We start from the raw sequence: 17716 nt of genomic DNA, 5'->3' as shown, positions 1-17716 counted from the left end.
ACGATGCGAATCCCCCTGCGTGGCATGGCCTGTCTGGCGATATGTCTGATGCTTGGCGCAGGCCCGGCTGGGGCGACTGGGCCGGCGGATGGCGTGGAGACCTACACCGGACTCTGCGACGCCTCGGCCGGCTTCGCCCTCGGCCCCGACCACTTCGTCGTGGTGGGCGACGAGCACAACGTGCTGACGGTGTACCAGGCCGGTCAGCCGCGCGCGGTCAAGACCTTCACGCTTGGCGGCTTCCTCGGCACCGATGACGATGGCGAGTCGGACCTCGAAGGAGCCGCCGTTGTCGGCCAGCGCGCCTACGTCATCTCGTCGCACGGCCGCAATGCCAAGGGCAAGGAGCAGGGGCGCCGGCACCGGTTCTTCGCGGTGGAACTCGATCCGGGCCGGCTGTCGCTGAAGCCGGTGGGCCGGCCCTACAAGGATCTGCTGAAAGATCTCGTGGCGTCTCCGGCGCTGGCCTCGCTGCCGCTCAAGACGGCCGCCGAACGGGCACCGGAAAGCCCGGGCGGGCTCAATATCGAAGGACTCGCGGCAGCGGATGGCGGCTTGCTGATCGGCTTCCGCAATCCGCTGGTCGATGGCAAGGCCATCCTCGTGCCGCTGGAGAACCCTGATGGGCTCATCGACGGCAAGCCGGCGAAGTTTGGCAGCCCGCTACTGCTCGATCTGGGCGGACGGGGCATCCGCAGCATCGAGCGCGTGGGGCAGGGGTATGTGATCGCCGCAGGGCCGGTGGCTGACCATGGCACCTTCGCCCTATATAAATGGTCCGGCGCCGCCAATGACCGGCCCGAGGCGTTCGGACAGGCCGCCATCGCCACGCTGAAGCCGGAAGCCATCTTCACGATGCCGGGCACGCAGCGCCTGCGCATTCTCAGCGACGACGGCGGTGTGCTGCGCGATGGCGTGGCATGCAAGCGCCTGCCGGCGGCCCGGCAGGGGTTCCGCAGCGTGACGGTGGCGCCGTAAGCCGGGGCGGGTTAACGCACCAGCACCGCGCGGCCGATATAGAGCACCGGGCCGGTCGGGCGGCCGATGGGCGATCCGGCGGCGGGCTCGAGCGTGATCTCGAACAACTGGTTGTCCTGGAGGGCCGGCAGGCGGTCCAGCGCGACATCGAGCGACTGGTCAGCCTGTACCAGACCCAGCGAGACCGGCCCGCTCCAGTCGTCGGCCTTGGTCCAGAATTGCAGCGCGCGATTGGTCGGCGCGGCCTGCGCGCCGAGCGGAATCAGCTTCAGCCGGCGCGGGCTGGACGCCTGGATCAGCCAGCCCGGCGTCTTGTCCTGCGGCGCGGCCAGCACCACCACATAGCGCGGCGGCGCGGGCGGCGCGAACGCGCGCAGGCCCAGCATGGCGGCCAGCAGCAGCGAGCAGGCCGTCGCCCCGAAGGCAATACCGCGCCAGAGCGCCAGCGAATGCCACCATCCGGGCGTGCCGGTGGCAGGCGTGGCTGGCTTGGGGCGCTGTTCGGCATGGCCGATGCTGCGCGCGATGCCCGCCCAGACGCGGGGCGCGGGCGTGACGGGCTCGGCCAGCGCCGACAGCGGATGGAGGCGCGCTTCCCAGTCATCGACACGGTCTTGCAGGCCGGGCTCCTGCGGCAGGCGCCGCGCCACGTCCTCGCGCTGGGCGGCGGAGAGCGTGCCCAGCACGTAGCCGGCGGCGAGGTCGTCCAACGCATCCCAGTCGTCGCTCATTGCATGCACTCCTTCAACGCCTGCAGGCCACGCCGCACCCAGGCTTTCACGCTGCCCAGCGGCGCGTTGAGTCGCGTGGCGATCTCGCTGTGCGAGCAGCCATCGACATAGGCATACAGGATGCTGTCGCGCTTGGGCGGGTCCAGTTGTTCGAGGCAGATGGCCAGCCGGCCGAGCATCACGCGGGTCTCGCCGGCCGGGGCCGTGCCCGCCACGGCGGCCAGTGCCGCCTCGTCCTCGATGGCCTGCGCCATGTCCTCGTCGGGCAGCACCAGCCGTAAGCGGTCGCGCACGAGGTTGAGCGCCTGATGCCGGACCAGGCTGAACAGCCAGCCGCGCGCCGCGCCGCGTGCGGGGTCGAACGTATGCGCATGGCTCCAGACCTTGACGAAGGCGTCATGCAGCACGTCTTCCGCCAGGGCCCGGTCCCGCACGATACGGACCGCCACGCCCAGCAGGTACGGGGCTGCGTGCTCGTAGAGACGGCGCAATGCCGTCACGTCCCGCGCGGCGCAACCGGCGAGCGCGGATTCGTAGTCGAAATGGTCGTTGACGGAGGGCAGGGCGGCGGTCAAGAGCGGGCTCTCTGGTGGCTGCAGGGCTGCAAGGGGGCGGCGGGCTGGGGGCGCCCGAGCGCACATCTTACGCCCGACAGTCGGCAGCGGCCCGCTGGGCTTTCCCTAATGCCGAGCGCGCCAGCCCGCTCAGGCCGCCGCTTTCCAGAACAGGTAGTCCGCCTGGTAGCGCACCATCTGCGCCGCGCCACGATTGGCCGCACTGCAGGCCGCCGCAGGCGCCACGCCGCCACGGGTGGCCACGCGCTGGATAAAGGTGACGCCGCTCATCATGCCGCTGCCGGTCGCTGGATTCGCCTTCACGAGCTGGTGCGGGATGTTGCCATCGCCGGCCGGCGACACCGCGACCTGGGTGGCGGTGACCTTCGAGCCGTCCATGGCTTCCCATGTGGCCGGCGGTCCGTAGTACTTGCCGACCGCCTTGCCGCTGCGGTCGTTCAGTGTGGCGGTGGGGCCGACGAAGGCCCATTCGAACTGGTCGGCGGCGTTGGCCTTGGGTCGGCACTCGTAGCGCAGTTCGCCCACGCCGACCGTCTGCATGGCGAGCTTGTGGCCGTCGGGTACCTTGATGGCGTCGGCGACAGGCGTGGGCGTGGGCGCAGACATCGAACCGGACTGGTGCATGCCGCCGCAGGCGGTCAGGGCGAGGCAGGCCGAGACCGGAACGAGAAGGGAGATGCGGATCATGGTGGGGCTCCTTGGTGTGTCGTGGATCGGTGCGAACCCGGAGGCCGCACAGACGCTACACACCAGCGGAGCGATTGGATGCAGTCAGGCGGAAGTATTTATCCGGCCGACTTGCCTGCGGCGGCCTGGAGGATCAGGTTGGCCACCTCCTGCGGGCGGGACAGCAGCGAGACGTGGCTCGCCGGAATCTCCACGGTCTGCGCGCCCATGCGCTTGGCCATGAAGCGTTCGAGGTCCGGGTTGATCGTGCGGTCCTGGGTCGACACCGCGTACCACGTCGGCTTGTCGCGCCAGGCCGCCACGGTGGTCTTCGCCATGGTGATGGCCTTGCCCATCGGCTGCTGGACGGCGTAGTAGCCACGCGCCTGCGTTTCCGGCAGATCCCCGGCGAAGTCGTGCAGGAATGCCTGTTCGGAAAGCCGGCCGTATCCATCCGCACCCCATTGCAATCCGCCCGAGGCCGGCGCGGCGGGGAACGTCTTTGTCAGCGCGGGGTAGTCCTCGCCGGCGTCCGGCGCGCGGGCGGCGATATAGACCAGCCCGGCCACTTTCGAGTCATCGCCGGCCTGGCTGATGACCATGCCGCCGTAGGAGTGCGCCACGAGCAGCGTGGGGCCGTCCTGGACCGCCAGGGCGCGCTTGACCGCATCGACGTCCGCGTCCAGCGATGTCGTCGGGTTCTGCACCGAAGTGACGTGGTAGCCCTTCGCCTGCAACAGCGGAATGACCTTCTCCCAGCTCGATCCATCGGCATACAGGCCGTGCACCAGCACGATGTTCTTGACGGGGACGGTGTTCGCTGGCGACGGGGTCTGCGCCATGGCGCCGGAGGCGAGGGTGAGGGCGGCGAGCGCGGCCAGGGTGGCCGGGAGGGTGCGGTGGAGTTTCATGGTCGGTCCTTTCGATCAGGTAGAGGGATGAATTGCAGCGTCATGGGCTGTCTGCAGTCAGACGAACCGCCCGCGCCGGCTATTCCGTCTCCGGTGACTTCCTGCCCGCAGCCCCGTGGGATCGTGCAAACATCGTGCGAAATCCGCCGGCGACCCGCCGCGCCCGGGCAATATCGATAGTTGAAAGACTTCGTTGTGCGCGCCGCGCCCCTTTCCGATACTGAATGCCGCTCCGCATTCCAATCTGAACAGGGACTTCCGATGCCGTCGCACTCCGTGGCCAACACCCGCCGTACCGCGCTCAAACAACTCGTATCCCTCGCCGTTGCCGGCGGCGCAGGCTCGCTGCTGGCCGCGTGCTCTCGTGGCGACGAGACCGCCACGCCGAAAGCGGCGGCCGGTGCGCCGGCGGTGGTCGGCAAGGTTGGCGACAAGGTGCGCTTCCGTTACCCGGACAACCCGACCTTCGATCTGGTCTACCTGGCCGACCAGCTCGGTTATTTCGAAGGCACGAACACGCGGCCCGAGTACATCGGCAAGGTGGCGGCGCCCCAGATCATCCCGCTGGTGGGCACGGGCGAGATCGATTTCGGCTCACGCATGGTGCCGCTGGTGATCTCGGCGGTGGCCAGCGGCTCCGACATCAAGGTAGTGGCGGCCGGCAACAAGACGCTGCAGGACGCGCCGCACATGAAGTACTTCGTGCGCAAGGCGTCCGGCATCCGCGCCCCGAAAGACCTCGAAGGCAAGACCGTCGGCATCAACAGCTTCGGCGCGTGCGCGGAGTTCGTCACCAAGACGTACCTGCGCGAGAAGGGCGTGGACGTCAACAAGATCAACTTCGTCGTGATTCCGGACGATCAGGCCGAGCAGACGCTGGTCACCGGCAACACCGACCTGGCGATCATCCACGCACCGTTCTCGGGCCGCGCCGACCACGCCGACAAGCTGGTGCGGCTGTGGAGCGACTTCGACCTCGACGCCGGGCTGGGCGGCATGCAGCCCTACAGCGCGCACGGCAAGTTCATTCGCGAGCATCCGGAATCCGTGCGCGACGTCGTGACCGCGCTCGCCAAGGCGGCCAACTGGGTCAACGCGAACCCGGAGGACGCGCGCAAGCTGGTGTCCAAGCGCATCAACCTGCAGCTCGACTACGTGGACCGCTACGCCTACGTCGATAACCTCGTCGTCACCGAGCCGCCGATCCAGTATTACATCGACGTCCTCGAAACCGAGGGCAAGCTCCCCAAGGGCAAAGTCGCCGCGCGCGATCTCTACACGAACGAGTTCAATCCGTACGCCACGCAGGGACCGGCGAAGGCATGAGCACGACCGACTCCCACAAGATCACCGCGCGCGGCGTGCGCATGGACTATGCCGTGCGCAACGAGGCGGGGCGCCCGGAGAACGTGGCCGTGCTGCGCGACTTCGACCTTGATATCCGCGACGGCGAACTGCTGTCGATCCTGGGGCCGTCCGGCTGCGGCAAGTCGACCTTCCTGAGCATCCTCGCTGGCCTGACTGACCGCACCGGTGGCAACATCGCCATCGACGGCAAGCCGCTGCAGGGCATCAACCCGGCGCAGGGCGTGGTGTTCCAGGGCTACGCCTTGTTCCCGTGGCGTACCGTGCTCGAGAACATCGAGGTCGGGCTCGAGATTCGCGGCGTGCCGCGTGCGGAGCGGCGGCGCATTGCGGGGGAGTACCTCGAGCTGGTAGGGCTGACCGGCTTCGGCCCGCGCTTTCCGCATGAAATCTCGGGCGGCATGAAGCAGCGCGTGGCGATTGCGCGCGCGCTGGCCTACAAGCCCGAAGTGCTGCTGATGGACGAACCATTCGCCGCGCTGGACGCACAGACGCGCGAGATCCTGCAAGGCGAACTGCTGCGGATCTGGGAGCAGACGCGCAAGACCATCGTGTTCATCACCCACAGTATCGACGAGGCGATCTTCCTGTCGGACCGCATCGCCATCATGACGCGGCGCCCGGGTACGGTGAAGGCGATTCTCGACGTGCCGCTGCCGCGCCCACGCGCGCCCGAGGTGCGAAATTCGGAAGCGTTCGTGCGACTGCGCCAGCAGGCGTGGGACGTGCTCAAGGACGAAGTGCAGTTCGCGAACCCGGCCGCCGTGCCGCGCCCGCTCGGCGCCACGGCCAATCCCGGCGAGCGTGCGGCCGCCGAACCCGTGCTGGCGAGGGCCGCATCATGAGCGGCAAGGCTACCGACCGCGCGCTCGGCGTGCTGGGCATCATCGGTTTCCTGCTGCTGTGGGAGCTGGTGCCACGGCTGGGCATCGTCAGCGCCGCTTACCTGAGTCCGCCATCGCAGATCCTGGGCGCCATCTGGCAGCTGATCGGCAGCGGTGCGCTGTGGAAGCACCTGCTCGCCAGCCTCCAGCGCTCGCTGTGGGGCCTGGCCGCCGCCATCGGGCTCGGCGTGACGCTGGGCCTGCTGATGGGCTGGTTCAGCCGCTTCGAGGCGATCGTCGATCCGATTCTGCAACTGTTCCGGCAGACCTCGGCCTTCGCGCTGTTCCCGGTGTTCATCCTGTTCCTTGGTATCGGCGAGACCTCCAAGGTGGCGATCATCTTCTGGGCGTCGTTCTGGCCGGTGCTGCTGAGCACGATTGGCGGCGTCAAGCAGGTGGACCGGCTGTTGATCGACTCGGCCCGCTCGATGGGCGCGTCGCGGCTGTTCGTGTTCCGCAAGGTCGTGCTGCCGGCGGCGTCGCCGTCGATCTTCACGGGCGTGCGGCTGGCGGGCACGTATTGCATCACCGCGCTGGTGGCGGCGGAGATGATCGGCGCGCATTCCGGGCTCGGCTTCATGACGCTCAACGCGCAGGAGGTCTTCCAGATTCCGACCATGTACGCGGGCATCCTGCTGCTGGCGGTGCTGGGGCTGGTGCTCAACTATGGGCTGGCACGGGTGGAGCGCCGCATGACGCGCTGGCGCAAGGGGCTCACGCTCAATGGCTGAGATCGCGTCCGAATGCGGGTGCGCGCCGGCGGCCAAAGCGCCGCGTTTGATCCCCGGCGCGTGGCATGCCATCGCGCTGGCGGTGGCGGCCGGCCTGCTCGGCCTGGCTGCCGCGCCACGCTGGCTAGAACAGTCGCCGCATCTTGTCGAACGATTGCCGGTTGCCTTGCAGGCGGGGGCGCGGTACCTGGAGCGGGAGCCCGACTGGACGACGCTGCCGCGCGGCCCGTTGCTCGAAGCCGTGCGGGCGCGTGGCGAGCTGGTGGTGGGCGTGCGGCAGTACGCCCGTCCCGCGCCGCCTAGCCGGCCGACGCCGCCTGAACCCGATGCGTTCGATGTCTCGCTCGCGCGCTATCTTGCTGAACGATTGCAGGTGYGTCTGCGGGTAGTCGGCCTGCCTGCCGATGCGCGCGGCGTGAGCGTGCCCGGTGTCGATCTTGTGGTGGCCGGCGCCATCGATAGCGGTCCGTATGCCGTGCCGACCGCCTACACCGGCGGCGCCGGCGCGCTCGTCACGCTGCGCGGCAGCGACTATCGTGCGCCGAGTGATCTCGCCGGGCGCGCGGTCTGTGTCGCACAGGGTAGCCCTTATGCGCATCCCGTCACGGAGACGCTGGGCGCGCAGGTACGTTCCTATTCTTCGTCGATCCGCGCCGTGGCCGCGTTTATGGCCGGCGAATGCCAGGCGCTGGCGGAAGACGCCCCTGTGGTGGCGCGGCTGATGGGATTGCCCGAGTGGCGCTTCTATCGGCGGCTCGACGCGGGCCTGCTTCCCGACAACGCCAGCCCGCAGATCGTGATCCGGCAGGACGACTCCCGCTCCGCCGCGTGGCTCGATCGCGCCGTGCGGCATTGGAAGATCGGCGGGGCGCTCGCCACTGCCCGTACGCAGCGCGCCGGCGATATTGCCTACGAAGCCAGCCAGCTTGGCGACGGCCTCGTCTGCCATTCCTGACGCCAGCCGATGTCTGCCTGCGGCTATCGATATGCGGGCCGCAGCGCCTAAGCATCCTCGAAAAAATTCGTCGTGACGTGTAGGGGGGCCATGCTCCAATGGCCGCTTGTTCCCCCACTCGCTGCACCATGACCAACCTCTCGGAATTGCACGTCCTACAGCGCTCCGGTGCGCCTGTGGGGCGCATTGCGGACGACGCCGAAGCCATCGCCGTGGCGCATGCCCTGGCGGCCGATTTTGCCGAAGGCGCCGCGCGACGCGACCGCGAGCGCATCCTGCCCTGGGACGAACTGAACCGCTGGTCCGGCAGCGGGCTTGGGGCGATCACGATTCCGCGCGCGTTCGGCGGTGCCGGCGTGTCGTACGCCACGCTCGCAGAGGTCTTTGCGATCCTCAGCGCCGCCGATGGCTCGCTGGGTCAGATCCCGCAGAATCACTTCGGCCTGCTCGGCGTGCTGCGCGAGATCGGCACGCCGGCGCAGAAGCAGCGCTACTACGCCGAGGTGCTCGCCGGGCAGCGGCTTGGCAATGCAGGGCCGGAGCGCCGCTCCGCCACGAGCCAGACCGTCCTGCAAACCGGCACGCGGCTGCGCCGCACAGAACAGGGCTTGCGGCTGACTGGCCAGCGCTTCTATTCGACCGGCGCGCTGTTCGCGCATCGGGTGCCCGTACGCGCGCTGGACGACGAAGGCCGCGCCGTGCAGGCATGGGTGCCGCGCGATGCGGCGGGCCTGACCGTGAACGACGACTGGTCGTCGTTCGGCCAGCGCACCACCGCCAGCGGCACGGTGCTCTTCGACAACGTGGCCGTCTCAGAGGAAGACGTGTTGCCGGTCTGGCAGCTTGCGGAGCGCCCCGGGATCTACGGGCCGACTTCGCAGCTGATCCAGGCCGCCATCGACCTGGGTATCGCACAGGCTGCCTTTGACGATGCCATCGCCTTCGTGCGCGCCTACGCGCGGCCGTGGATCGACGCCAAAGTGGAGCACGCCACCGACGATCCCTATCTGATCGGCGATGTCGGCCGGCTTGCCGTGGATCTCCACGCCGCGCGCGAAGTGCTGGGCGAGGCTGGGCGCGCGCTCGATGCCATCGCCGCAGGCCCGGTGACGGATGCGCTGAGCGCGGAGGCGTCGGTGGCCGTGGCGGAAGCCAAGGTGCTGACCACCGAGATCGCGCTCGCGGCCAGCGAGAAGCTGTTCGAGCTGGCGGGCTCCTCCGCCACGCGCGCCAAGCACAACCTCGACCGCCACTGGCGCAACGCGCGCACCCATACGCTGCACGATCCGGTGCGCTGGAAGCTCCACCTGATCGGCAACTATCACCTCAACGGCGTTCAGCCGGCACGGCACTCCTGGAATTGATATGACCTTGCTGTTTACGCCTCCACCTGCTGCCGATCATCGGGACAGCCGTCCCGCACCGGCCGCGCCGCCGCCGCGCGCCCATCGCATTGCCGATGACGCCGAAGCCATCGCCGCCGCGCAACTGCTGGCGGAACGCTTTGCCCCCGACGCCGCGCTGCGTGACCGCGAGCGCCGGCTGCCGTGGGAAGAACTCGACGCGCTGAGCGCCAGCGGCCTGCTGGGCATCACTGTGCCGCGCGAGCACGGCGGCGCCGGCGTGTCCAACGGCACGCTGGCCGAAGTGATCGCAACGCTCGCTGCTGCCGATGGCTCGCTGGGCCAGATCCCGCAGAACCACTACTACGCGCTCGAAGTGCTGCGCGTGGGCGGCACGGCGGCGCAGCGAGCGGCGTTCTACGCCCGGGCGCTGGCCGGTGAGCGCTTCGGCAATGCGCTGGCCGAGATCGGTCACAAGGACTTCAAGCGCCGCACGCGGCTGGTGCCGGATGGCGACGGCTTCCGGCTGATCGGCAACAAGTTCTATTGCACGGGTGCGATCTTCGCGCACCAGATTCCCACGCTGGCCGTGGCGCAGGAGGATGGGCGCGAGGTCACTTACATCGCTATCGTGCCGCGCGATGCAGCCGGCATCACCATCGTCGACGACTGGGATGGCTTTGGCCAGCGCGTCACGGGTAGCGGATCGGTGACCTTCGACAACGTGCGCGTCGAGGCGGACTGGGTGCTGCCGTTCCAGGCGTCGTTCGAGACGCCGACCACCATCGGTCCCGTGGCGCAGCTGATGCATGCGGCCATTGACCTTGGCATTGGGCACGGCGCGTTCGCCGCCACGTTGCCGTTCATCCGCGATCATGCGCGGCCCTGGGTGGATGCGAAGGTCGCACATGCCAGCGAAGATCCGCTGACGATCCATCAGGTCGGTGACGTCAAGGTCAGGCTCCGCGCCGCCGAGGCGCTGGTGCGGCGGGCCGGGCGCATCGTCGATGCGGCGCAGCGCAGCCCCGACGCCCAGACCGTAGCGGCGGCATCCATCGCCGTGGCGGAAGCGCGCGCGGCCACAACCACCGCCTCGCTGCTGGCCGGCACCCGGCTGTTCGAACTGGGCGGCACGGCATCGACGCTCGACGGGCAAGGGCTAGACCGCTTCTGGCGCAACGCGCGCACCCATACCCTCCACGATCCGGTGCGATGGAAGTATCACGCCATCGGCAACTACTACCTCAACGACCGCCTGCCGACGCGGCACGGAGCCCTCTGATGGCGCGCAAGCAGATCCTGCTCAACGCGTTCAACATGAACTGCGTCGGGCACATCAATCACGGCCTGTGGACCCACCCGCGCGACCGCTCCACGGAATACAACACGCTCGAATACTGGGTGGAGCAGGCGCGCACGCTGGAGCGCGGGTTGTTCGATGGGCTGTTTATCGCCGATATCGTCGGTGTCTACGACCTCTATCGCGGCAATGTCGATGTCACGCTGCGTGAGTCGATCCAGCTGCCGGTCAACGATCCGCTGCTGCTGGTACCGGCCATGGCCGCCGCCACGCGCCACCTCGGCTTCGGCGTAACCGTCAACCTGACCTACGACGCACCGTACCTGCTGGCGCGGCGCTTCTCCACGCTCGATCACCTGACGCGCGGCCGGGTTGGGTGGAACATCGTCACCGGCTATCTGGACAGCGCGGCGCGCGCCATGGGCCTCGACGGGCAGTTCCCGCATGACGAGCGCTACGACCGCGCCGACGAGTATCTGGAGGTGCTCTACAAGCTCTGGGAGGGCAGCTGGGAGGAGGGCGCCGTGCTGCGCGACAAGGCCACGCGCACATTCGCCGATCCGGCCCGGGTGCACAAGGTGGTCCATCACGGCCGCTACTACGACGTGGAGGGCTACCACCTGGCGGAACCCTCCGCGCAGCGCACCCCGGTGCTATTCCAGGCCGGCAGTTCGGGGCGCGGGCAGCAGTTCGCGGCGCGCCATGCGGAATGCGTGTTTATCTCGCCGCCGAGCAAGGAGGCGGCACGCAAGACCGTCAGCGCACTGCGCGAGCAGTTGGTGGCGGCGGGCCGGCGCCCGGATGACGTCAAGGTCTTTGCCGGCGCTGCCGTGGTCACGGGCCGCACCGAAGCGGAGGCGCGCGCGCTCCACGCCGAGTACCGCGACTACGCGAGCCGCGAAGCCGGGCTTGCGCATTTCGCCGCCAGCACGGGCGTGGACTTCGCGCGCTATGGCCTCGATGAGCCGGTGGACTATGGCGGCGGCAACGCCATCGAGTCCGCGCAGCGCACCGCCGCCCAGCATGGCTGGACGCGCCGCAAGCTGCTGGATCTGTTCGAGCTGGGCGGACGCTATCCCGCCATCGTTGGCGACCCCGCACAGGTGGCCGACGAACTCGAGTCCTGGATCGACGAGACCGGCATCGACGGCTTCAACCTGAGCCGCACCGTGGTGCCGGAGAGCTACACGCACTTCGTCGACCTGATCGTTCCCGAGCTACAGAACCGGGGCCGCTACAAGACGGCCTATGCCGAGGGGTCGCTGCGCCACAAGCTGTTCGGCGACGGCGACCGCCTGCCAGATCGCCACGCGGCCGCGCAGTTCCGCCGCCTTTGATTCTTCATCCTGCCCATCACCATGCTGAAATCCTCACTGCTGCTTCCCCTGTTTGCTTCGCTGGCGATCGTCGCTTCCGCCTCTTCAGCCGCGCACGCCGCGCCGCTCACCATTGGCGTCACGCCGGGCTCGCTGGCCGACTCGGTCGAGGTGGCCGCCACCGAGGCCCGCAAGCAGGGCCTCGATGTCAAGGTGATCGAGTTCACCGACTGGACCACGCCGAACGTGGCGCTGGCTGCCGGGGACCTCGACATCAACTACTTCCAGCATCAGGCGTTTCTGGACAACGCCGTGAAGGAGCGCGGCTACAAGTTCCGCAGCGTGGCGCTTGGGGTGCTGCCCAACATCGGCCTGTATTCCACCCACATCAAGCGCTTCGGCGACCTCAAGGACGGCGCGCGCGTGGGCGTGGCGAACGATCCGGTGAATCAGGGGCGCGGCCTGCTGCTGTTGCAGAAGGCGGGGCTGATCAAGCTGCGCGATGGCGTGGGCGCGAAGGGCAGCGTCAACGACATCGTGGACAACCCCAAGAAGCTCAAGTTCGTGGAAGTGGAGGGGCCGCAGCTCGTGCGCGCGCTCGATGACGTGGACCTCGCGCAGGGCTACCCGGCGCACTTCGTCAACGCCGGCAAGCCGCAGGTGGCGGGCTCCGGACTGCTCTACTCGGGCATCGACGACACCTACTTCGCCATCCGCTTCGTGACGCGGGAGAACAATGCCAGCGATGCCCGCGTGGCGCGCTTCGTGAAGATCTACCAGGAGTCGCCGGCGGTGCGCAAGCAGCTCAGCACCTCGTTCGCGAACAACGACAAGCTCTACAGCCTGCCCTGGCTGAAGCCCTGACTGGAGACTCGTGCAGATGGCCGCCACCTTTCCGTTGTTCCGCAGGGGACTTCTCCAGACTGCTTCGCGTAGCGCGCCGCCGGTGGCACGCGCGGAAGGCACAACCGCGCCCAATGCGGGTTCGATCCGATTCGAGGGCGTGGGCAAGACTTATCACGCGGCGAGCGGGCCGGTGGAGGCGCTGCGCGAGATTGACCTTGAGATTCCCGCTGGCGGCATCTTCGGGATCATCGGTCGCAGCGGCGCGGGGAAGTCGAGCCTGCTGCGCACCATCAACGGGCTGGAGACGCCGAGCGCAGGCCGGGTCACCGTGGGCGGCGTGGACGTGGCGACGCTGGGGACGGGCGAACTGGTGACGTTGCGCCGGCGGATCGGCATGATCTTCCAGCACTTCAACCTGCTGTCCGCCAAGACCGTGGCCGAAAACGTGGCGCTGCCGCTCAAGGTGGCCGGCGTGCCCCGGGCGGAGATCGCGGAGCGCGTGGCGTCGCTGCTGGCGCTGGTCGGCCTCGACGGCAAGGCGGATGCGTACCCCGGCCGGCTGTCGGGCGGACAGAAGCAGCGTGTGGGCATTGCGCGCGCGCTGGTTCATCGGCCCGACATCCTGCTTTGCGACGAGGCCACCTCCGCGCTGGACCCGGAGACCACGCAGTCAATCCTGGCCCTGCTGCGCGACATCAACGCGCGGCTTGGCATCACCATCGTGCTGATTACCCACGAAATGCGCGTGATTCGGGCGATCTGCGACAGCGTGCTGGTGCTGGAACGCGGGGCCATCGCCGAGACCGGGCCGGTGTGGCAGGTCTTCGGGAATCCGCAGCACGATGCCACGCGGGCGCTGCTGGCGCCGCTGGCCACGCGCGTGCCCGAGGACATCGCGCAGCGCCTGCATGCGCAGCCGGAGGGCGCGGGGGACTGGCATCGAGTGGTCGAACTGCGCTATGCCGGCGGCGAGGTGCCGGATCTGTCGCGCGTGGCCGCCGCGTTCGGCGCCGGCGTGCGGCTGCTGCATGGCAGTCTCGACCGGATTCAGGGGCACACGCAAGGCGCGCTGCTGCTCTCCATCCCCGCCCACGCCGCGCTGGAGGCTGCGGTGGCGTCGGCCGGGGCTATCGCCCATCACGTCACCACGCTAGGTTATGTCTCCGATACTCATTGACCGCCTCTGGGCCGCTTTCCTCGATACGCTGACGATGGTCGGCGCCTCCGCGCTGATCGCCGCGCTGGCCGGGCTGCCGCTCGCCGTGCTGCTGGTGGTGACTGCGCCGGGCGGCATGCGGCCCGCGCCGCGCTTCCATCGGCTGGCTGGCACCCTGGTCAACGGCTTCCGCGCTACGCCATTCATCGTGTTGCTGGTGGCGTTGCTGCCGTTCACGCGGCTGGTGGTAGGGGTGACGATTGGCGTCTGGGCGGCCGTGGTGCCGCTCGCGATCAGCGCCACGCCGTTCTTCGCGCGGATTGCCGAGGTGAGCCTGCGCGAAGTGGACCATGGCTTGATCGAGGCGGCCCAGGCGATGGGATGCCAGCGCCGCCACATCGTCTGGCATGTGCTGCTGCCGGAGGCGTTGCCGGGCATCGTCGGCGGGTTCACGATCACCGTGGTCTCGCTGATCGGGGCGTCCGCGATTGCCGGCGCGGTCGGTGCGGGCGGGCTGGGCGACCTGGCGATCCGCTACGGCTACCAGCGCTTCGATACGGTGGTGATGGTCGTGGTGATTGTGGTGCTGATTGCGCTGGTCACCGGCGTACAGGCGGCCGGCGACCAGTGGGTCAGGCGCTTGCGCGCGCGCTGATCGGGCGATTCAACCCAGGCGGGCATCGACCAGCACGCGGCCCGTGAGCCGGCGGATGCGTGGATCGACAAAGTAGCCGCCACCTTCCACATAGCGCAGGAACGCGCGGTCGCAGACCGTGCAGGCCCAGACATCGCAGCGGTTGGCCGGGTAGTACAGCGGCGCCACCGGGGCCTCGGGCGACCAGAAGCCGACGCTGTCGGGGTCGTACTCCTGGAACGTCGCTTCCTCATAGGCGCTGGCAACCAGCGTGCCGATCTTCTTCAGTTGTGCGTCGGGAAACGAAATTGGCAGGCTGGCCCAGCCGCGTAGCGCGTCGGCGGCGCAGGTGCAGTCGGTGGTGACGTGGTCGGTGCGCTGCGCCAGTTGCTGCAAGGCGTCGAAATCAAGGTAAGGAAAGTCTTCCACGGTGGAGGCAAGGCTGGGGAGTGGGGCGATCTTACCCCCAATTCCCCGGCAAGGCGTGTCACACCGTCGGCGCAGTCCGCACACCGCCCGCCCCAGCGATGCGGCGGTCGAGCAGCCAGACCGCGAGCAGCGTGACGCCCATCATCGGGAACACGGCGCCGAGCAGGCCCAGCCCGATGGCCCAGGCGCGCATCGGCGGCAATGCGGCGGGATGGCTCGGCGCCCCGAGCTTGCGCGCCGGCTTGCGCTGGATCCACATCACCAGACCCGTGATGGCCATCGCCATCAGGCCCAACGAAATCGCCGCGCAGATAAGCTGGTTGGCCAGCCCGAAGTAGCGGCCCATATGCAGGGAGGTGCCGTACGAGATGGCCTGCGCCACGGGCCCGTAGTCGGCGAAGCGGAGATCCTTGACGACTCGCCCGTTGGCGGGATCGATATGGAGCGTGCGCTCGCCGCTCGGATCGGCAGGGAAGCAGGACGCGGTATAGACGCCGCCGGGCGCCTTCGGGAAGACCACCTGGCAGCCGGTGGTGATGCCTTGGGCGGCCACCACGGCCACGACCTGATCCAGCGTCAGCGGCGCGGTCTGCGCCGGGGCCACGCTGGGCACGGTGGTCAGGCCGACGGCCCACGGCATGTCCGCCAGCGGCAGCGATTCCATCGTGTGGTGATGCTTGGCGTGATCGGCGCCGGTGGCCGGTGGCGCGGCATGCGCGTGCATGTCGCCCTGACCATCGGCCGGACGGCCGAGATTCGCGGCCGTGGCGAGCGCCTTGAACTGCTTGCCCCACGAACCCGTCCACGGCAAACCGGACAGGATGAACGCCAAGGCGCCCACGGCCAGCCATGCGCCGAGCACGAGATGGATTTCCTTCCATCCGCCGCGCGATCCCGTGGCGGGGCCGGGCACAAAGGCGCGCGCGCCGCGCTGGCGCAGGCGCGGCCACCACATCGCCAGGCCCGTGGCGATCATCACCAGCACCCAGCATGCCGCCAGTTCCATCAGCAACTCGCCCGGCTTGCCGACGAGCAGGGCGCGGTGGATCATGCGCACCTGCTTCATGAAGCGGTCTTCCACGCTCAGGCTGCCGAGGTAGGTGCCGGTGTAGGGGTTCAGGAAGACGCTGTCGCTGCCGCCCGCAGGCAGGCGGAAGACGAATTCGGCGCTCGCCCGGGGATCGGTATTGAGCGTGTAGGTGGTGACTGTCGCCCCGGTGGGCGCGGCCTCCCGTGCGCGGTCCAGCAGGCGCTGGGCAGATAGCCGCTCGCCGGACGGCTCGACCTTCAGCAACTGCGGGTAGAGCAGGGGCTCGATCTGCGGCTGGAAGCAGTAGAGCGTGCCGGTCACGGCCAGCACGATCAGGAACGGCATCACGAACAGGCCGGCGTAGAAATGCCAGCGCCAGAGCATGCGGTACGAGGCGTCCGCGCTGGCGAGGGCGGCGGGCCGGGGAGCGATTTGGGGCATGAGGCGTGCGAAAAGAACGTGCGCCAAGGATACCGTCCGGGTGGCGTTTGCGGCTGCGACCTAATGCCGCTGGCGCGTGTGATCGATGGTGCCCCCAATGCCTGGGACCGCTTCGCGATTGCCTTCCGCAAGGCGCCGGCCTGAGCGACGGGCGCGTGATGCGGGCGAGGTATCATCGCCGCTGCATCGCGCCAACCATCGCTCAGACCATGAATCCCACCTCGATTTTCTTCGCCCAGGCCTGTCTGGTCGTCGGCACACCGCTGCTGCTGTGGCGCGGCTTGCGCATGGGTGGCATCGTGCCGCTCGTGGTCATGCAGATCGTGGGCGGCATTCTGCTGGGGCCGTCGCTGCTCGGGGCCTTCTGGCCGGATAGCTGGCAGGCGCTGTTCGGCGCCACCCGGCTGACCGCGCTGACCGGCCTGCAATGGCTGGCCGTGGTGCTGTTCGCCTTCCTGTCCGGCCTGCACATTGGCGGGGGCGAGGCGCGCGGCCTGCGGAAGATCGCCATTAGCGCCGCGCTGGGCTGCGTGCTGGTGCCGTTCGTGCTGGGCGTGGGCACCGGGCTGGGGCTCGGCCACTTCCGGCCCGGGCTGCTGGGCGAGGCCGCCACGCCGTGGCAATTCGCGATTGCCGTGGGGGTGTCGATGGCCGTGACCGCGCTGCCGGTGCTCGGCGCCATCCTGCGGGAAATGGGCCTGAGCGATTCCACTGCCGGCCGGCTTGCGGTGGCCTGCGCGGCGGTCAGCGATGCCGCTATCTGGATCGTGCTCTCGTGCATCCTCGCCAGCACCGGGCAGGCGGCCCACGCGCCGCTGCGGCTCGTGCTGACGGGGGCTGCCTACGTCGCCGCCATGTTCCTGATCGTTCGGCCGTTGCTGGCGGCAGCCCTGCCGCGCCTGCGCGGGACGGACGCCCGGCTGGCTGCGGTGGTGGTGCTGATCTTCGGCTCGGCCTGCGCATCGGAGTTGATCGGCCTGCACTACATCCTGGGCGGATTCCTGGCCGGCGTGGTGCTGCCGCGGGGCGCGGCGGCCGATATCGGCCGGCAACTGGAGCCGACCACGGTGGTGGTGCTGATGCCGTTCTTCTTCCTGATGACCGGCCTGCGCACCGACCTGACGACGGCCGGCGGCGACGCCCTCGTGGTGTTTGCCGTGGCCACCGTCGTGGCCGTGGTGGGCAAGATGGCGGGTACGGCGCTGCCGGCGCGGATGGCCGGCCTGGGGCGGCGCGATGCCTGGACGCTGGGCGCGTTGGCCCAGACCAAGGGGCTGATGGAGGTGGTGGTGCTGGCCATCCTGCTCGAGAACCGCCTGATCAGCGCGGCGGCGTTCTCGGGGCTGCTGCTGATGGCCCTCGCCACGACCGTCGTCGCCAAGCCGCTGGCACTGGCGGCGCTGCGGCTGCGCGAGGCCCCCTGAC

The 17716-nt window shown here is 69.0% G+C and carries 18 protein-coding genes; 12 read left to right on the top strand and 6 right to left on the bottom strand.

Annotated elements, in window-relative coordinates; translation table 11 throughout:
- The first annotated feature begins 3 nt into the window (after positions 1–3).
- Complete coding sequence (locus AC1DEL_RS23405) at positions 4–978, top strand: DUF3616 domain-containing protein (RefSeq protein ID WP_477113621.1); 975 nt, start codon at positions 4–6, stop codon at positions 976–978.
- An 11-nt stretch (positions 979–989) separates the two neighbouring features.
- On the opposite strand, the gene AC1DEL_RS23400 is transcribed toward AC1DEL_RS23405, so the two are convergent.
- The 4 genes from AC1DEL_RS23400 to AC1DEL_RS23385 all read right to left on the bottom strand — a co-directional run bounded on the left by AC1DEL_RS23400 (position 990) and on the right by AC1DEL_RS23385 (position 3861).
- Complete coding sequence (locus tag AC1DEL_RS23400; RefSeq protein WP_092300545.1) at positions 990–1709, bottom strand: anti-sigma factor; 720 nt, start codon at positions 1707–1709, stop codon at positions 990–992.
- Positions 1706–2284 (bottom strand): sigma-70 family RNA polymerase sigma factor, encoded by a 579-nt coding sequence (locus AC1DEL_RS23395; protein WP_255370972.1) that lies wholly within the window; start codon positions 2282–2284, stop codon positions 1706–1708. Before AC1DEL_RS23395 ends, AC1DEL_RS23400 begins: the two co-directional genes overlap by 4 nt.
- A 129-nt stretch (positions 2285–2413) precedes the next feature.
- The gene (locus tag AC1DEL_RS23390; RefSeq protein ID WP_477125916.1) at positions 2414–2971 is read right to left on the bottom strand and encodes a DUF3455 domain-containing protein; all 558 of its coding nucleotides are present in this window, start codon (positions 2969–2971) and stop codon (positions 2414–2416) included.
- 98 nt (positions 2972–3069) lie between these two features.
- Positions 3070–3861 (bottom strand): alpha/beta hydrolase, encoded by a 792-nt coding sequence (locus AC1DEL_RS23385; RefSeq protein WP_477106025.1) that lies wholly within the window; start codon positions 3859–3861, stop codon positions 3070–3072.
- 261 nt (positions 3862–4122) lie between these two features.
- On the opposite strand from AC1DEL_RS23385, the gene AC1DEL_RS23380 reads away from it, so the two are divergent.
- From AC1DEL_RS23380 to AC1DEL_RS23335, 10 genes are all read left to right on the top strand, one after another.
- Positions 4123–5187, top strand: coding sequence for an ABC transporter substrate-binding protein (locus tag AC1DEL_RS23380; RefSeq protein ID WP_441645364.1), 1065 nt, complete (start codon positions 4123–4125; stop codon positions 5185–5187).
- Entirely contained in the window at positions 5184–6071 is an 888-nt protein-coding gene (locus AC1DEL_RS23375; RefSeq protein ID WP_092300530.1) for an ABC transporter ATP-binding protein, read from the top strand. Before AC1DEL_RS23380 ends, AC1DEL_RS23375 begins: the two co-directional genes overlap by 4 nt.
- Positions 6068–6841, top strand: coding sequence for an ABC transporter permease (locus AC1DEL_RS23370; RefSeq protein ID WP_092300528.1), 774 nt, complete (start codon positions 6068–6070; stop codon positions 6839–6841). Before AC1DEL_RS23375 ends, AC1DEL_RS23370 begins: the two co-directional genes overlap by 4 nt.
- Positions 6842–6887: 46 nt before the next feature.
- On the top strand, positions 6888–7796 hold the full coding sequence (locus AC1DEL_RS23365; protein ID WP_477159191.1) for a type 2 periplasmic-binding domain-containing protein: 909 nt from the start codon (positions 6888–6890) through the stop codon (positions 7794–7796).
- Positions 7797–7924: 128 nt separating this feature from the next.
- A complete protein-coding gene (locus AC1DEL_RS23360; protein ID WP_477125918.1) occupies positions 7925–9160 on the top strand; it encodes an SfnB family sulfur acquisition oxidoreductase in 1236 nt (411 codons plus the stop codon).
- Position 9161: 1 nt separating this feature from the next.
- Positions 9162–10421, top strand: coding sequence for an SfnB family sulfur acquisition oxidoreductase (locus tag AC1DEL_RS23355; protein WP_092300520.1), 1260 nt, complete (start codon positions 9162–9164; stop codon positions 10419–10421).
- Complete coding sequence (locus tag AC1DEL_RS23350; protein ID WP_477113619.1) at positions 10421–11776, top strand: LLM class flavin-dependent oxidoreductase; 1356 nt, start codon at positions 10421–10423, stop codon at positions 11774–11776. The genes AC1DEL_RS23355 and AC1DEL_RS23350 overlap by 1 nt, the downstream gene beginning before the upstream one ends.
- A 21-nt stretch (positions 11777–11797) precedes the next feature.
- Positions 11798–12619, top strand: coding sequence for a MetQ/NlpA family ABC transporter substrate-binding protein (locus AC1DEL_RS23345; protein WP_092300514.1), 822 nt, complete (start codon positions 11798–11800; stop codon positions 12617–12619).
- A gap of 16 nt (positions 12620–12635) precedes the next feature.
- On the top strand, positions 12636–13778 hold the full coding sequence (locus AC1DEL_RS23340) for a methionine ABC transporter ATP-binding protein (RefSeq protein WP_092300511.1): 1143 nt from the start codon (positions 12636–12638) through the stop codon (positions 13776–13778).
- Positions 13759–14412, top strand: a complete 654-nt coding sequence (locus AC1DEL_RS23335; protein WP_477110643.1) for a methionine ABC transporter permease — start codon at positions 13759–13761, stop codon at positions 14410–14412. Before AC1DEL_RS23340 ends, AC1DEL_RS23335 begins: the two co-directional genes overlap by 20 nt.
- A 9-nt stretch (positions 14413–14421) precedes the next feature.
- Here the strand turns inward: AC1DEL_RS23335 and AC1DEL_RS23330 are convergent, their stop codons facing one another.
- Positions 14422–14820 carry a hypothetical protein gene (locus AC1DEL_RS23330; protein ID WP_441593028.1) on the bottom strand — a complete coding sequence of 133 codons (399 nt, stop codon included), beginning with the start codon at positions 14818–14820 and terminating at the stop codon, positions 14422–14424.
- Positions 14821–14878: 58 nt separating this feature from the next.
- Positions 14879–16291 (bottom strand): PepSY-associated TM helix domain-containing protein, encoded by a 1413-nt coding sequence (locus AC1DEL_RS23325; protein WP_477125919.1) that lies wholly within the window; start codon positions 16289–16291, stop codon positions 14879–14881.
- 209 nt (positions 16292–16500) lie between these two features.
- Between AC1DEL_RS23325 and AC1DEL_RS23320 the strand changes: the two genes are divergently transcribed.
- Entirely contained in the window at positions 16501–17715 is a 1215-nt protein-coding gene (locus AC1DEL_RS23320) for a cation:proton antiporter (RefSeq protein WP_477125920.1), read from the top strand.
- The last annotated feature ends 1 nt before the right edge of the window (position 17716 follow it).

Source organism: Cupriavidus sp. 10L43_2 (assembly GCF_056395265.1).
This window is presented reverse-complemented; position numbering and strand designations above follow the sequence as displayed.

What these genes read in the sequence shown, in the direction of transcription:
- AC1DEL_RS23405 (WP_477113621.1), top strand. Translation starts at nt 4, where the DNA reads ATGCGAATCCCCCTGCGTGGCATGGCCTGTCTGGCGATATGTCTGATG.
- AC1DEL_RS23400 (WP_092300545.1), bottom strand. Translation starts at nt 1,709, where the DNA reads ATGAGCGACGACTGGGATGCGTTGGACGACCTCGCCGCCGGCTACGTG.
- AC1DEL_RS23390 (WP_477125916.1), bottom strand. Translation starts at nt 2,971, where the DNA reads ATGATCCGCATCTCCCTTCTCGTTCCGGTCTCGGCCTGCCTCGCCCTG.
- AC1DEL_RS23385 (WP_477106025.1), bottom strand. Translation starts at nt 3,861, where the DNA reads ATGAAACTCCACCGCACCCTCCCGGCCACCCTGGCCGCGCTCGCCGCC.
- AC1DEL_RS23380 (WP_441645364.1), top strand. Translation starts at nt 4,123, where the DNA reads ATGCCGTCGCACTCCGTGGCCAACACCCGCCGTACCGCGCTCAAACAA.
- AC1DEL_RS23375 (WP_092300530.1), top strand. Translation starts at nt 5,184, where the DNA reads ATGAGCACGACCGACTCCCACAAGATCACCGCGCGCGGCGTGCGCATG.
- AC1DEL_RS23370 (WP_092300528.1), top strand. Translation starts at nt 6,068, where the DNA reads ATGAGCGGCAAGGCTACCGACCGCGCGCTCGGCGTGCTGGGCATCATC.
- AC1DEL_RS23360 (WP_477125918.1), top strand. Translation starts at nt 7,925, where the DNA reads ATGACCAACCTCTCGGAATTGCACGTCCTACAGCGCTCCGGTGCGCCT.
- AC1DEL_RS23355 (WP_092300520.1), top strand. Translation starts at nt 9,162, where the DNA reads ATGACCTTGCTGTTTACGCCTCCACCTGCTGCCGATCATCGGGACAGC.
- AC1DEL_RS23350 (WP_477113619.1), top strand. Translation starts at nt 10,421, where the DNA reads ATGGCGCGCAAGCAGATCCTGCTCAACGCGTTCAACATGAACTGCGTC.
- AC1DEL_RS23345 (WP_092300514.1), top strand. Translation starts at nt 11,798, where the DNA reads ATGCTGAAATCCTCACTGCTGCTTCCCCTGTTTGCTTCGCTGGCGATC.
- AC1DEL_RS23340 (WP_092300511.1), top strand. Translation starts at nt 12,636, where the DNA reads ATGGCCGCCACCTTTCCGTTGTTCCGCAGGGGACTTCTCCAGACTGCT.
- AC1DEL_RS23335 (WP_477110643.1), top strand. Translation starts at nt 13,759, where the DNA reads ATGTCTCCGATACTCATTGACCGCCTCTGGGCCGCTTTCCTCGATACG.
- AC1DEL_RS23325 (WP_477125919.1), bottom strand. Translation starts at nt 16,291, where the DNA reads ATGCCCCAAATCGCTCCCCGGCCCGCCGCCCTCGCCAGCGCGGACGCC.
- AC1DEL_RS23320 (WP_477125920.1), top strand. Translation starts at nt 16,501, where the DNA reads ATGAATCCCACCTCGATTTTCTTCGCCCAGGCCTGTCTGGTCGTCGGC.